The sequence below is a fragment of the Pseudomonas sp. SWRI68 genome (assembly GCF_014269165.1).
GTDB classification, from domain to species: domain Bacteria; phylum Pseudomonadota; class Gammaproteobacteria; order Pseudomonadales; family Pseudomonadaceae; genus Aquipseudomonas; species Aquipseudomonas capeferrum.
In genome coordinates this window covers 199,885-213,772 of sequence record NZ_JABWRU010000008.1, presented here as the reverse complement: position 1 = coordinate 213,772, position 13,888 = coordinate 199,885, and the positions used below count along the sequence as shown (strand labels likewise).

At 63.9% G+C, this 13,888-nt stretch carries 16 protein-coding genes; all 16 read right to left on the bottom strand.

All coding sequences use genetic code 11. From position 1 onward, the window contains the following. Nucleotide 1: 1 nt before the first annotated feature. A complete protein-coding gene (fliR, locus tag HU770_RS14645) occupies nucleotides 2–778 on the bottom strand; it encodes a flagellar biosynthetic protein FliR (protein ID WP_033699454.1) in 777 nt (258 codons plus the stop codon). 7 nt (nucleotides 779–785) lie between these two features. Further along, nucleotides 786–1,055 carry a flagellar biosynthesis protein FliQ gene (fliQ, locus tag HU770_RS14640; RefSeq protein WP_033699456.1) on the bottom strand — a complete coding sequence of 90 codons (270 nt, stop codon included), beginning with the start codon at nucleotides 1,053–1,055 and terminating at the stop codon, nucleotides 786–788. Nucleotides 1,056–1,076: 21 nt separating this feature from the next. Next, nucleotides 1,077–1,832 carry a flagellar type III secretion system pore protein FliP gene (gene fliP, locus HU770_RS14635; protein ID WP_186664000.1) on the bottom strand — a complete coding sequence of 252 codons (756 nt, stop codon included), beginning with the start codon at nucleotides 1,830–1,832 and terminating at the stop codon, nucleotides 1,077–1,079. After that, complete coding sequence (gene fliO, locus HU770_RS14630; protein ID WP_047583666.1) at nucleotides 1,832–2,266, bottom strand: flagellar biosynthetic protein FliO; 435 nt, start codon at nucleotides 2,264–2,266, stop codon at nucleotides 1,832–1,834. The genes fliP and fliO overlap by 1 nt, the downstream gene beginning before the upstream one ends. A 12-nt stretch (nucleotides 2,267–2,278) precedes the next feature. Then, nucleotides 2,279–2,743, bottom strand: a complete 465-nt coding sequence (gene fliN / locus HU770_RS14625; RefSeq protein ID WP_027593021.1) for a flagellar motor switch protein FliN — start codon at nucleotides 2,741–2,743, stop codon at nucleotides 2,279–2,281. Nucleotides 2,744–2,790: 47 nt separating this feature from the next. After that, nucleotides 2,791–3,759: a flagellar motor switch protein FliM gene (gene fliM, locus HU770_RS14620; RefSeq protein ID WP_027593022.1), complete on the bottom strand. Its 969-nt coding sequence runs from the start codon at nucleotides 3,757–3,759 to the stop codon at nucleotides 2,791–2,793. Nucleotides 3,760–3,768: 9 nt separating this feature from the next. Then, on the bottom strand, nucleotides 3,769–4,266 hold the full coding sequence (gene fliL, locus HU770_RS14615) for a flagellar basal body-associated protein FliL (protein ID WP_033699458.1): 498 nt from the start codon (nucleotides 4,264–4,266) through the stop codon (nucleotides 3,769–3,771). Nucleotides 4,267–4,476: 210 nt separating this feature from the next. Then, nucleotides 4,477–5,727 (bottom strand): flagellar hook-length control protein FliK, encoded by a 1,251-nt coding sequence (locus HU770_RS14610; protein WP_033699460.1) that lies wholly within the window; start codon nucleotides 5,725–5,727, stop codon nucleotides 4,477–4,479. Between the two features lie 71 nt (nucleotides 5,728–5,798). Further along, nucleotides 5,799–6,146, bottom strand: coding sequence for an Hpt domain-containing protein (locus HU770_RS14605; RefSeq protein ID WP_186656334.1), 348 nt, complete (start codon nucleotides 6,144–6,146; stop codon nucleotides 5,799–5,801). A 76-nt stretch (nucleotides 6,147–6,222) separates the two neighbouring features. Beyond that, nucleotides 6,223–7,914 (bottom strand): fused response regulator/phosphatase, encoded by a 1,692-nt coding sequence (locus tag HU770_RS14600; RefSeq protein ID WP_186663998.1) that lies wholly within the window; start codon nucleotides 7,912–7,914, stop codon nucleotides 6,223–6,225. An 8-nt stretch (nucleotides 7,915–7,922) separates the two neighbouring features. Continuing rightward, on the bottom strand, nucleotides 7,923–8,228 hold the full coding sequence (locus HU770_RS14595) for an STAS domain-containing protein (RefSeq protein WP_186663996.1): 306 nt from the start codon (nucleotides 8,226–8,228) through the stop codon (nucleotides 7,923–7,925). 108 nt (nucleotides 8,229–8,336) lie between these two features. After that, nucleotides 8,337–8,789 (bottom strand): flagellar export protein FliJ, encoded by a 453-nt coding sequence (gene fliJ / locus HU770_RS14590; RefSeq protein WP_186663994.1) that lies wholly within the window; start codon nucleotides 8,787–8,789, stop codon nucleotides 8,337–8,339. Between the two features lie 6 nt (nucleotides 8,790–8,795). Next, entirely contained in the window at nucleotides 8,796–10,154 is a 1,359-nt protein-coding gene (gene fliI, locus HU770_RS14585) for a flagellar protein export ATPase FliI (RefSeq protein WP_033699466.1), read from the bottom strand. After that, nucleotides 10,144–10,914, bottom strand: a complete 771-nt coding sequence (gene fliH / locus HU770_RS14580; RefSeq protein ID WP_186656325.1) for a flagellar assembly protein FliH — start codon at nucleotides 10,912–10,914, stop codon at nucleotides 10,144–10,146. The genes fliI and fliH overlap by 11 nt, the downstream gene beginning before the upstream one ends. Nucleotides 10,915–11,084: 170 nt before the next feature. Beyond that, complete coding sequence (fliG, locus tag HU770_RS14575) at nucleotides 11,085–12,104, bottom strand: flagellar motor switch protein FliG (protein WP_027593031.1); 1,020 nt, start codon at nucleotides 12,102–12,104, stop codon at nucleotides 11,085–11,087. Further along, entirely contained in the window at nucleotides 12,097–13,875 is a 1,779-nt protein-coding gene (gene fliF / locus HU770_RS14570; RefSeq protein ID WP_186656322.1) for a flagellar basal-body MS-ring/collar protein FliF, read from the bottom strand. Before fliF ends, fliG begins: the two co-directional genes overlap by 8 nt. Nucleotides 13,876–13,888: the final 13 nt, after the last annotated feature.

The window sequence follows — 13,888 nt, the reverse complement described above, 5'->3', positions numbered from 1 at the left end:
CTCAGCGCGCCCTCGCCAGATCACGCAGCCATTGCAGCGCATCGCTGGCCAATGCCTGGTAGTGGGAAAGAATATCGGCCAGGCCTATCCAGAAAATCCCCATGCCCATGACCAGGGTCAGCGGGAAGCCGATAGAGAAGATGTTCAACTGCGGCGCCGCCCTCGTCATCACGCCAAAGGCGATGTTCACCACCAGCAAGGCTGCGATCACCGGCAAGATCAGCAATAGCCCGGCGCCAAACACCCAGCCCAGGCGCCCGGCCATTTCCCAGAACTGATTGACCACCAGCGCGTTGCCCACCGGCAAGGTGGTGAAGCTTTCGGTGAGCACCTCGAACACTACCAGGTGCCCGTTCATCAACAGGAACAGCACGCTGATCAGCATGGTCATGAACTGGCTGATCACCGTGACGTTGACACCGTTGGCCGGGTCGACCATCGAGGCGAAGGCCATGCCCATCTGCACCGCGACGATCTGGCCGGCGATGACGAAGGCCTGGAACAGCAACTGCAACGAGAAACCGAACAACGCCCCGACGATGACCTGCTCACCACACAGCAGCAGCCCCTGCAGGCTCAACGGGTCGAATTCGGGCAACGGCGGCAGCGCCGGCACGATCACCACGGTGATGGCCACCGCCACGTACAGGCGCACCCGCGCCGGCAGCATGCGCGTGCCGAAGATCGGCATGGTCATCAGCACCGCCGTCACCCGGAACAACGGCAGGATGAAGGTGGCGACCCAGGTGCCGATCTGCGCGTCGGTCAGCTCCAGCATGGCCGTGTCAACCGATCAACTGCGGGATGCTGGTGTAGAGGGTGGTGATGTACTCCATGAACTTCTGCACCAGCCACGGCCCGGCGACGATCAGCGTAACCAGCATCACCAGCAGGCGCGGCAGAAAGCTCAGGGTCTGTTCGTTGATCTGCGTGGCAGCCTGGAACATCGCCACCATCAGGCCCACCAGCAGGCTCGGCACCACCAGGATGGCGACCATCAGCGTGGTCATCCAGAGGGCATCGCGGAACAGGTCGACAGCAACTTCAGGGGTCATGCGTGGCTCTCCTTGGCAGCGTCAGACGCCGCCGAAACTACTGGCCAGGGTGCCCATGATCAGCGCCCAGCCATCGACCAGGACGAACAGCATGATCTTGAACGGCAGCGAAATGATCAGCGGTGACAGCATCATCATACCCATCGCCATCAGCACGCTGGCGACCACCATGTCGATGATCAGGAACGGGATGAAGATCATGAAACCGATCTGGAACGCGGTCTTGAGCTCTGAGGTGACGAAGGCCGGTACCAGGATGGTCAGCGGCACCTGGTCGGGGCCGGCGATGTCGGTGCGCTTGGACAGGCGCATGAACAGGTCCAGGTCGCTCTGCCGGGTTTGCGCCAGCATGAAGTCCTTGAGTGGCCCCTGGGCTTTGTCGATGGCCTGCTGGGCGGTCATCTGTTCCTTCAGGTACGGCTGCAGGGCATCCTGGTTCACCCGGTCGAACACCGGCGCCATGATGAACATGGTCAAGAACAGCGCCATGCCGGTCAGGATCTGGTTCGAAGGCGTCTGCTGCAAACCCAGGGCCTGACGCAAAATCGAGAAGACGATGATGATGCGAGTGAAGCTGGTCATCAGGATGACGAACGCCGGGATGAAACTCAGCGCCGTCATGATCAGCAGGATCTGCAGGCTGACCGAATACTCCTGCTGCCCGTCCGCCCCATTGGACAGGGTAATGGCCGGGATCGACAGCGGGTCGGCGGCCAGGGCCAACGGCGCGGCCAGCAGCAGCGCCATAGTCAACATCATGCGCAGCACGCCGATCATCACTTGTTGTCCTTAGGGTCCTTGCCCATCAGCTCCATCAGCCGCTGGGCGAACTCCGGCGTCGCCTGACGAGCAGTGGCGGGCACTTCCACGGGTTCGGCCAGCACATGCAAAGCCTCGATACTGCCTGGGGTATGGCCGATCAGGATCTGCTCCTTGCCGACCTGCACCAGCAACAGCCGGTCACGCGGGCCGATGGCCCGGCTGCCGACGATCTCGATCACCTGCCCACCCTTGACCGCCGTGCCTTGCATACGGCGCAACAACCAGGCCAGGAAGAAGATCAGGCCCACCACCAGCAGCAGGCCAAAGACCATCTGCGCCAGTTGCCCACTCAGGCTGCCGGGTGCGGCGGCGGTGGTCGCCGCAGGGCTGGCCGCCGCACAGGCCAACTGGCTGGCGAACAGCCCGGCAAAGGCGGCGCTGGCGCGCATCGAGCCCTTCACTCAGCGCAGCTTCTTGATACGTTCGCTGGGGCTGATCACGTCGGTCAGGCGGATGCCGAACTTTTCGTTGACCACCACCACTTCGCCATGGGCGATCAAGGTGCCGTTGACCAGCACGTCGAGCGGCTCACCGGCCAGGCGATCGAGCTCGATCACCGAACCCTGGTTGAGCTGCAGCAGGTTGCGGATGTTGATCTCGGTGCTGCCCACTTCCATGGAAATGTTCACCGGGATATCCAGGATCACGTCCAGGTTGGGGCCTTCCAGGCTGACATTTTCGTTCGGCCGCGGCGAGCTGGCGAACTCTTCCATCGGCAGGCGGCCCGCGCCGCTGTTGCCGGTGTCACCGCCCAGCAGCGCATCGATATCGGCTTGGCCGGCGTCACCGGTTTCCTCCAGCGCCGCGGCCCATTCGTCGGCCAGGGCCTGATCCTCTGGGGAGGTGATCTCGTTTTCGTTAGCCATGATTTCCTCGACAGGCATTCAATTCGTAGTGAGCGACCGGCACGCCGTCAGCGGCGTTCGATCGGGTCGATGATCTGCAGCGCCAGGTTGCCCTTGTGCGAGCCCAGGCGCGCCTTGAACGACGGCACGCCGTTGGCGCGCAACACCAGGTGTTCGGGCAGCTCCACCGGGATCACATCGCCCGGCTGCATGTGCAGGATGTCACGCAGCTTCAGCTGGCGGCGGGCGACGGTGGCGGTCAAGGGCACGGCAACGTCCAGCACGTCCTCGCGCAGGGCCTTGACCCAGCGCTCGTCCTGGTCGTCCAGGTCAGACTGGAAGCCGGCATCGAGCATCTCGCGCACCGGCTCGATCATCGAGTACGGCATGGTCACGTGCAGGTCGCCGCCACCGCCGTCCAGCTCGATGTGGAAGGTCGACACCACCACCGCCTCACTGGGACCGACGATGTTGGCCATGGCCGGGTTGACCTCAGAGTTCATGTACTCGAAGTTGACCGGCATGATCGCCTGCCAGGCTTCCTTGAGGTCGACGAAGCACTGGTCAAGGACCATGCGCACCACCCGCAGCTCGGTCGGGGTGAACTCACGGCCTTCGATCTTGGCGTGACGGCCGTCACCCCCGAAGAAGTTGTCCACCAGCTTGAACACCAGCTTGGCGTCGAGGATGAACAGCGAAGTGCCACGCAGCGGCTTGATCTTGACCAGGTTGAGGCTGGTCGGCACATACAGCGAATGCACGTACTCGCCGAACTTCATCACCTGCACGCCGCCCACCGCCACGTCGGCGGAGCGGCGCAGCAGGTTGAACATGCTGATGCGGGTGTAGCGGGCAAAGCGCTCGTTGATCATTTCCAGGGTCGGCATGCGACCGCGCACGATCCGATCCTGGCTGGTCAGGTCGTAGCTTTTGATACTGCCTGGCTCGGAAGCGCTTTCGGTCTGCACCAGACCGTCGTCGACACCGTGCAACAGCGCATCGATTTCATCCTGGGACAGCAGGTCCTGTACGGCCATTGCGGACTCCTACTGCAATACGAAATTGGTGAACAGCAACTGGTCGATGACCGGCTTGCCGACTTCCTTCTGTGCGACTTCCTGGACCACGGCGGTGGCTTTCTGACGCAGCATTTCCTGCCCGACCGGGCTGCTGGCCAAGGTATCGAAGCCTTGCCCGGAGAACATCATCACCAGGTTGTTGCGAATCACCGGCATGTGCACCTTGAGGGCGTCCAGGTCGGCCTGGTTGCGGCCTTGCAAGGTGATGCTCAGTTGCATGTAGCGCTGGCGACCGTTCTGGTTGAAATTGACCACGAAGGCTGGGGTGAGGGCTTCGTAGAGGGCCGCGGGCTTGGCGTTGGCCGCGGCCGGGTCGGCTGCGGGGGCCGGCTCGCTCTTGTGCATGATGAACCAGGTGGCGCCCACCGAAAGGCCGATTGCCAGTACCAGGCCCAGCACCAACAGCAGGATCAGCTTGAGTTTGCCTTTTGTGGCGGGGTCTTTTACTGCTTCGGTTTTCGCCATGCCAATAATCCGTCGTCCATCGGGGGTTCACAGGAGGATGACGTGGCTTGAGCAAGTGTTATGCCAGGTTTTGGGGAGGAGGATGGAATGAGGTTCGGAGGGATTTGTCGTTGGGCTTGTCGTTGGATGTGCAGCGCCTGTGAGATCGAGCGCCGCCCGCGCGGCGCTCGATCTCACAGGCGCTAAAACCTAACGACATGCACCCTGCTCTCACGCGTAATAATCAACCGCACTGTCGCCAATCACCACCTGCTGTTCAACCGCGCCAGCACTCTCGCCCTGTTCTACGCCGCCCTGCCCGGCCCCCTGCCGCGCCGCAACCCCCGACAGATTACTGCCCTGCTCCTGCGCCTGCTGGTGTTGCTGCTGCCCCCGCGACTGGTCAGCAACGTTGACATCCGGCTGCGCCAAGCCCTGCTGGGCAAACAACTCCCGCAGCCGGTGCAGCTGGCTGTCGAGCGCATCACGCACGCCGGCGTGGCCGCTGATGAACGTCACCTGGGTCGACTGGTCCGTCGCCACATTGACGCGAATGTCCAGCCGCCCCAACTCCGCCGGCTCCAACTGGATATCCGCCGATTTGAGGTTCTGGCTGGACAAGTACATGACCCGATTGACCAGGCCCTCGGTCCAGGCGCTCTGGTTCATTGGCAGCGGCTGGTGCAATGGGCTGGCATTCGCCGGCACGGCATTGGCGGTCTTCGCCGTGGCCGCCTGGGTCAGGCTGGCCAGGCGATCGGCAAAATCGTCGATGCGCGTGTCGCTGCTGGCAGCCTTGGTGTCTTTCAAGCCATCTTCGAGCAGCGCGCCAAAGGCCTTGCCACCCGGCTCGCCCGCCTCACCCTCGGCGTTGTCGATCAGGTTCGCCAAGGTATTGACGCTAGCCTCGTCGCCCTGGGCCTGCGAAGGGTCCACAGCGTGTGCCGAGGTGGTGCCCTTGGCCTGAGCGCTCTGCTCCAGCGCCAGGCGCAAGGTCGGCAGGTTGGCCAAGGGGTCGGCGTCAGGGTCGAAGGCTTCTTCGGCGGGCGCCTCTTCTGGCAGCGCGGCGCTCGCCAGCGACTGCGCAGCGGCAGCTTGCAGCACCGGCGCGACCGCCTCGGCCTGGGCTTGAATCAATTGCGCACCGGGTTGCGCATCGGTGACCTGGCCGGCCACCAGGTTGGCGTCGCTCAGCCCCGTATCGGCCTGATCATCGCTTGGCAATTTGTTGCCGTCATCGGCAACCGCTGGCTTGTCGGCAGCCTCTTTTTTGCCGCCTTGCGCCGGCTCTGGCTTGTCCTTGGGCTTGGCCTGGGCGACCTTGTCGTCCTGCCCGAAGGTTTTCTGTTTGGCCATGACCTGATCGAAGCCGCCGCCCGCGCCGCCCAGCGCCTGTAACGGCTTGTCCGCCATCGAGCTGGCCGCTCGCGACGACTTGCCTACGGCATTTGCTTGCAACAAAGGATTGGGTGCGACAGGCATTGAGCGGTCTCCGCGCCAGAAACTGAGTAATCATCCGGGCAAAGACAGGCAAGACTCAGGCCAAGTGTGCATCAGCCTGCCGAGATGCGGTGTTCCTCACCGCGGTAGAAGCGCCGAACCTCCACATATTCAAGGTCGATGCGGTTGATCAGGTCCTCGATGCCATACAAGGGTGGCTGCCGTACGCGGTCTTCCAGTTGCTGACACAAACCGGCCAGGGCGACAGCCCCCATGTTGCTGCTGCTGCCCTTGAAACTATGCGCGGCCGAACCCAGCTCGTCGGCACTCTTGGCGGCGTGCAGTTCGCTCAGGCGCCGCTCGGAGTCATCCAGGAATGTCTGCACCAGATGCAGGTAGCCATCCTCCATGACCTCACGCAGATCACTGAGCACCTTGTGGTCGATATGAATCTCAGTCACTTGTTCACTCCTTGATCAAGCCAGATTATGCCTGAGCCAGGGCGTGGCCCTCTACAAAACCGCTCACCCCAAGCACTCACCAGACAAACTCGACCCGCGCACAGCGGCCACCTTCGCACCACTGAGCGTCGCTGCCGAGCCGCCGCACCAGGTTCACACCCCGGCCACTCAAACACTGCTCCTGCGCTGGCCGCGACAATACCTGCTGTACATCGAACCCTGCGCCACTGTCACGCACCTCAATCATCAGACGCCCGCCTTGGGCATGGGGTTCAACCTTGAGGTCGATGCGCACGAAGCCGTCAGCCAAAGCCCCCAATCGCCGGGCACGCTCTCGATAGTAGTCGGCAAAGCCCTCAACATCGCGCTTGAGCCGCGAATCCAGGCCCAGCACCCCATGCTCCAAGGCATTGGAAAACAGCTCGCTGAGCACACTGTGCAGGCTGCCGGTGCGCGAGCGCAGCGGGTGTATCTCTTGCAACAGTTGCACCAGGTACGGCACCGGGTTGAACCACCTCAGGCTTTCGCCGCGCAGTTCGAAGCCGAGCGACCAGTCGAGCGGGCTGGGCCGGCCGCGTTCAGCGTAGATCATTGGCGCCGGCACCCGCTCATCCGCCGTGAACATGCGGATGTCACACAAGCTGATGTCGTCCCGAGGCCGCCCACCGAAACGCTCAAGGGCCTGCATCACCTCATCGAACAGGCGCACAGGGTCTCGGTTGCCGGCCAACACCTCATGCAGGCGCTCGACACCGAACAAGCGTTCTTGGTCATCGGCCGTGTCGAGCACCCCGTCCGACAACAACAGCAAGCGCTCCCCTGCCGCCAACGGCAGCACTTCGGTGCTGTCATCGAAGCGCTCGGGCGCAAGAACGCCCAGCGGCAGATGGCGCGAGACCAACGCCGACAGCACCTCACCGCCCGCCGACAAGCGATAGCCGTCAGGCATGCCGCCGTTCCACACCTCCACCGAACCGCGCTGCACGCTGAGGTTGAGCATCAACGCACAGCAGAACATGTCCACCGGCAGGATGCGCTTGAGCTTGGCGTTCATCTCGCGCAGGGTCTGCGCCAGGCCATAGCCCTTGGCCGTCATGCCGTAGAACACCTCGGCCAGGGGCATGGCGCCGACGGCGGCAGGCAGGCCGTGGCCGGTGAAATCGCCCAGTAGCACCTGCATGTCCCCAGACGGCGTGAACGCTGCCAGCAGCAGGTCACCGTTGAACAGCGCATAGGGCGATTGCAGGTAGCGGATATTGGGCGCGGCCAGGCAACCGGCATGGGCCACCTTGTCGAACACGGCCTTGGCCACCCGCTGCTCGTTGAGCAGGTGGTGATGGTGGCAAGTGATCTCGTCGCGCTGGGCCAGCACGGTCGCCTGCAACCGGCGTAGGCGGTCCATGGCGCGTATCTTGGCGGCGAGGATCACCGCCCGGTAAGGCTTGGCCATGAAATCATCGCCGCCAGCCTCCAGGCAGCGCACCAGGGCGTCTTCCTCGTTCAGCGAGGTCAGGAAAATGATCGGCACCAGCGCTTCGCCGGCCAGGGCCTTGATCTGCCGAGCCGCCTCGAACCCGTCCATCACCGGCATCAACGCATCGAGCAGTACCAGTTGCGGCCGCCGCTCGACAAACAGCGCCACCGCCTGCTCGCCGTTTTCGGCCGTGAACACCTGGTGCCCTTGGCGCCGGACGATCTGCGCAAGCAGCAGGCGGTCGGCCGCCCCGTCTTCGGCAACCAGCACGGTCAATGCCTGTTCGGCAGCCATCACACGGCTCAACTGATATCGAACAGTTTGTCGAAATTGGAGATGGCGAGGATCTTGCGAACGTCGGAGCTGGCATGAATGACGCTCACGTCGGCCTCGTCGCCGCCTGCATGGTCACGCAATAGCAACAGCATGCCGAGCGCGGAGCTATCGAGGTAGGTGGCGTCCTTCAGGTCGACCACCACCGAGTCAGGCTGGTCGTTCTGGCGCTCGTAGGCATCACGAAACTCCTGATACTTGCCGAAATCGAAGCGCCCTGTGATCTTGATCGTCAGCTTTTTCCCGTCCTGCGAAAAATCAGTTTCGACTGCCATGCTAGCGATTCCTTCGATGATGGCGGATGCAACTCTTCTAAGGTTTAGCAGGCGATGGCATGGGTGGCAAGCACACGGCCCCGCCTGCGGCGCGCAGGCCGGTGCAAGTTAAAAGTGGCTTTGCCGCGGCAGGCGCTGGGACAGTTCGTCGAGCAGTCGCTGTTCGCGTTTGTCTTCGGCCCGCCGTGCTTCGTCCAAGTAACGTTGCACCAACTTGCGCAACCCCTCCACCCGGGCGTAGGCCTGTTGCCAGGCGCCGCGGGCGTTGTTCAGGTTGTTCTGGTGCCAGGTAAGGCTCTGGCGCTGCTGGGTCATGGCCGTTTCCAATTGCCCGAGGAAGCGCTGGTAGTTGACCAGCCAGTTGCCATCGACGCCCTGCCCGCCGCGGTTGATCCACTGCAGTTGGTAGTCTTCACGAAAGCGCTCGAGCTCGGCCAGCTTGACCTGCGCCTGGGCCACCTGCAGCTGGAAGTGCCCAAGGCGCTGGGCAGCCTTGCGCTCGGCCTCTTCGGCCATGGTCACCACCGGCGCCAGGCGCGCAGCACGTCCAGGCAGCGCCATGGCCTATCAGCCCGCCGCCGGAGGCGTGAAGATCGCCCCCAGCTGCTCGCGGCTCTGCGCCATGCCGACGTTCTCGTCCAGGCCTTGGCGCAAAAAGTCCACCAGCCGCGATTGCAAGGCGATGGCCAGGTCCGTCTCCGGGTCGCCACCCGGCACATAGGCACCCACGCTGATCAGGTCGCGGCTCTGCGACAGGCGCGACCACAGTTGCTTGAATTTTTGCGCCTGGCGCAAATGGTCGCTATCGACCACCTGGGGCATGACCCGGCTGATCGAGGCTTCGATGTCGATCGCCGGGTAGTGGCCTTCCTCGGCCAGGCGGCGCGACAGCACGAAGTGGCCGTCGAGCACACCCCGCGCCGAGTCGGCGATTGGGTCCTGCTGGTCATCGCCTTCCGACAAGACCGTGTAGAACGCGGTGATCGAGCCGCCACCGGCCTCGCCATTACCGGCGCGCTCCACCAGCTTGGGCAGCTTGGCGAACACCGACGGCGGGTAACCGCGGGTGGCCGGCGGCTCACCGATGGCCAGGGCGATTTCACGCTGGGCCTGGGCAAAACGGGTCAGCGAATCCATCAACAACAGCACATTCTTGCCCTTGTCGCGGAAGTACTCGGCGATACGCGTGCAATACATGGCAGCACGCAGGCGCATCAGCGGCGCATCATCGGCAGGCGATGCGACCACCACCGAGCGCTTGAGGCCTTCTTCACCGAGAATATGCTCGATGAATTCCTTCACCTCGCGGCCCCGCTCGCCGATCAGCCCGACGACGATGATCTCGGCTTCGGTGAAGCGCGTCATCATGCCCAGCAACACCGACTTACCCACGCCGGTACCGGCGAACAGGCCCAGGCGCTGGCCGCGACCGACGGTGAGCAGGCCATTGATGCTGCGAATGCCCACATCCAGCGGCACGCTGATGGGGTCGCGGTTGAGCGGGTTGATGACCGGGCCGTCCATCGGTACCCAGTCTTCGGCCTTCATGCCGCCTTTGCCATCGAGGGCGCGCCCGGCGCCGTCCAGCACCCGCCCGAGCATGCTCATGCCCATCGGCAGGCGGCCGCCGTCATCCAGCGGCACCACCCGTGCGCCGGGGGCGATACCGACGATGCTGCCAACCGGCATGAGGAACACCTTGGTGCCGGAAAAGCCCATGACTTCGGCTTCGACCTGCACCGGGTGGTAGCTGTCGTCGTTGATCACCAGGCAGCGGCTGCCCACTGCGGCGCGCAGGCCTTCGGCCTCCAGGGTGAGGCCGACCATGCGCAGCAGGCGGCCTTCGACGATGGGTTGCGCCGGCAGTTCGATCGCCTCGGCGTAACTGCCCAGGCGCTTGCCGAAACTGGTGCGATCAAGGCGCATCGGGGTGGTCCAGGTCGATGGACATATCCGCTGGCGCCGGGTGCAGGGAATGGTCGTGAAGCTGGTCGAACAACTGCGCCACGGCCTTCTCGATACGCGTCTCCATGCTGGCGTCGATGCGGCTGTGCGCCGTCTCGATGCGGCAGCCACCCGGCAGCAGGGCTTCGTCTTCAAGCAGGCGCCAGTTTTCTTCATGGCGTTCGCGCAGGGCCTTGGCCAGTTCGAAATCCTGGGGGTTGAGATGGATGCGGATGTTGTCGGCGCCCATCGGCAGCAGCTTGAGGGCTTCGCGCAGCACCTGGGTGATCTGGCTGGAGTCATTGCGCAACTCGCGGCCGATCACCTGGCGGGTCATGTGCGCGACCAGGTGCACCAGGGTTTTCTCGATTTGCGTGTCCTGCTCGGCAATGGGCTCCATCAGGTTCGCCATCAACTGCTCGAGGCTGCCCAGCTTGGCTGCCAGGGCCTGTTCGGCCTCCTGGCGCACCTTCAGCTGGGTGCTGTGAAAGCCCTCGCGCTCACCGGTGGCGAAGCCTTCGTTGTAGGCCTCCTGGCGAATCGCTTCGAGCTCTTCGAGGGTCAGCGGCTGGACTTCTTCCAGCGGCACTTCCTCGACTTCTTCCTCGATGGCTACCGGTTCCGGCTCAGGCTCGGGTTGCGGCTCAGGCTGCGGGTCGAAGCTGGGAAGCGCCCAGACGTCGACGCCCTCGAGGTCGCGGGCGCGAATCAGGTCGCTGGGGTGGTGCTCTTTGCTGGACATGTTCTCAGGTACTCAAAAACCATCTGCAAGCAACGCGGCCCCGTGTAGGAGCGGCCTTGCGTCGCGAAAGGGCTGCGAAGCGGCCCCTGGATCTCAGCGTCGCAACCTATATCGCCGGGTCCGCTCTGCGGCCCTTTCGCGACGCAAGGCCGCTCCTACACGAGGATGGATCAGATCATTTCCTCGGCGCCCTTGCCACCGAGCACGATCTCGCCAGCCTCGGCCATGCGGCGAGCGATGGTGAGGATTTCCTTCTGCGCCGTTTCCACGTCGCTGACCCGCACCGGCCCCTTGGCCTCCAGGTCGTCGCGCAGCAGTTCCGAGGCACGCTTGGACATGTTCTTGAAAATCTTGTCCTTGACCCGCTCGTCGGCACCCTTGAGCGACACCACCAGCACGTCGGAGGACACCTCGCGCAACAGCGCCTGGATACCGCGGTCGTCGACATCGGCCAGGTTGTTGAAGACGAACATCAGGTCTTCGATCTGCTCCGACAGGTCGTTGTCGACCTCGCGGATCGAGTCCATCAGCGCACCTTCCACCGAGCTGTCGAGGAAGTTCATGATGTCAGCGGCACGCTTGATACCACCCAAGGTGGTCCGCGCGGCATTGGAGTTGCCCGAGAACTGCTTCTCGAGAATCTGGTTCAGCTCCTTGAGCGCTGCCGGTTGCACGGTGTTGAGCGAAGATACGCGCAGGATGATATCCAACCGCACCTTGTGGTCGAAGTTGCTCAGCACTTCACCGGCCTGGTCAGGGTCCAGGTAGGCGACCACGATGGCCTGGATCTGCGGGTGCTCGTAGCGGATCACATCGGCCACGGCACGCGGCTCCATCCACTTGAGGCTGTCCAGGCCGCTGGTGTTGCCGCCCAGCAGGATGCGGTCGATCAGGCCGTTGGCCTTGTCTTCGCCCAGGGCCTGGTTGAGCATCTTGCGGATATAACCGTCGGAGCCCACACCCAGGCTGGTCTGGTCGCCAACGATGTCGACGAACTCGCTCATCACCTGCTCGACCTGATCGCGGTGCACGTTGCCCATCTGCGCCATGGCCACACCCACCCGCTGCACTTCCTTGGGCCCCATGTGCCGCAGAACCTGGGCAGCATCGGTTTCGCCCAGCGAGAGCAGGAGGATCGCCGCTTTGTCGACACGGCTCAGCTTGGCGGTAACGGCTCGGTTATCACTCATCGGCGTTGATCCAGTCTTTCACGACCTGGGCCACGCGGCCCGGGTCTTCGGCCACCAGGCCTTTGATTGCGTTGAGCTGTGCCTCGTAACCCTCGCTCGGGCTTGGCAACAGAATGCTTGTCGGGCCACCCAGACTGACGCGGTCGTTGGCCAGTTCGCCATCCAGACCGATCATGCCGCCCAGCTCCATGTCGCTATCCGAGGCAGCCTGCTTGCCGCCCCCGGTGATGTTGTTGAGCACCGGCCGCAGTACGCCGAACACCAGCACCAGGATGAACACCACGCCCAGCACTTGCTTGACGATGTCCCAGAACCACGGCTGCTGATAGAAGGCGATGTCGGCGATTTCTTCGCCACGGTCGGCGGCGAACGGCACGTTGATTACCGTCACGCTGTCGCCGCGGCTGGCATCGAAGCCGACCGCGTCCTGCACCAGGCGGGTAAAGCGTGCCAGGTCCTCGGCACCCCATGGGGCACGGGTGGCTTCGCCGCTGGTAGGGTCGACCTTGAGCTGGTCGTCGACCACCACCGCTACCGACAGGCGGGTCATGCGGCCCTGCTGCTGACGGGTGTGGCTGATGGAGCGGTCCAGCTCGAAGTTCTTGGTGCTCTGCTGACGCTTGTCCGACGGGTACGGCGCGAGCATTGGCTGGCCGGTGGCCGGGTCCATGATCTGCTGGCCGTTGGCATCCACCAGCGGTTGGCCAGGCTGGATGGCAGGGGCCGGGGTGGCGGCTGCGGCGGTGGTTTGCGGTGCAGAGGCAGCACCCGGTGGCTGGTTGCTCAGTGCACCCGGCACGCCTTGTGGGCCCTGGCTGCTGGCGCGCTGCTCGTCGACCGACTGCTCGCTGCGCAGCGCCGGCTGGTCCGGGTTGAACTGCTCGGACGTCGATTCCACCGCACTGAAGTCCAGGTCGGCGGACACTTCGGCCTTGTAGCGGTCATTGCCCAACACCGGCTGCAGGATATTGTGCACGCGCTGGGTGAGCATGCTTTCCATGCGGCGGCTGTAGTCGAACTGCTTGCCCGCCATGGTCAGGGCGGTGTCCTGCAACTGCTCGGACAGCAGGTTGCCCTTCTGGTCGACGACGGTGACCTGCGACTTGTCCAGCTCTGGCACGCTGGTGGCGACCAGGTTGACGATCGCCATCACCTGCCCGGCTTCCAGCGCGCGGCCTGGGTACAATTCGACCAGTACCGAGGCGCTAGGCTTGCGTTCGTCACGCACGAACACCGAGCTTTTCGGGATCGCCAGGTGCACGCGTGCGCCCTTGACGTTGTTCAGGCTGGACACTGTGCGCGCCAGTTCACCTTCGAGGCTGCGGCGATAGCGGGTGGCCTCCATGAACTGGCTGGTGCCCAGGCCCTGCTCCTTGTCGAGCAGTTCGAAACCGACATTGCCATCGCTCGGTGCCACGCCTGCGGCCGCCAGTTTCAGGCGCGCACGGGAGAGGTCGTCGGCCTTGACCAGCAGAGCGCCGGAATTGGGCTCGACGTTGTAGGGAATGTCTGCAGCGGCCAGGGTTTCCATGACCTGCTTGGTGTCCATGCCCGACAGGCTGCCGTACAGCGGCCGGTAGTCGGGCTGTTGCGACCACAGCACCACGGCAAAGCCGATGGCCACGCTCGCGGCCAAGCCGACCATGAGGCCGACCTGACGCAGCATGGGCATCTGCGAGATGTTTTCCAGAAACGCCATACCGAACAGCGGCGGCTTGGACGCTGGCTGGCCGCTCTTGGCGGGGGCGTTGTCGACGACTGCTTCAGCCATGGGTTACGTCCGT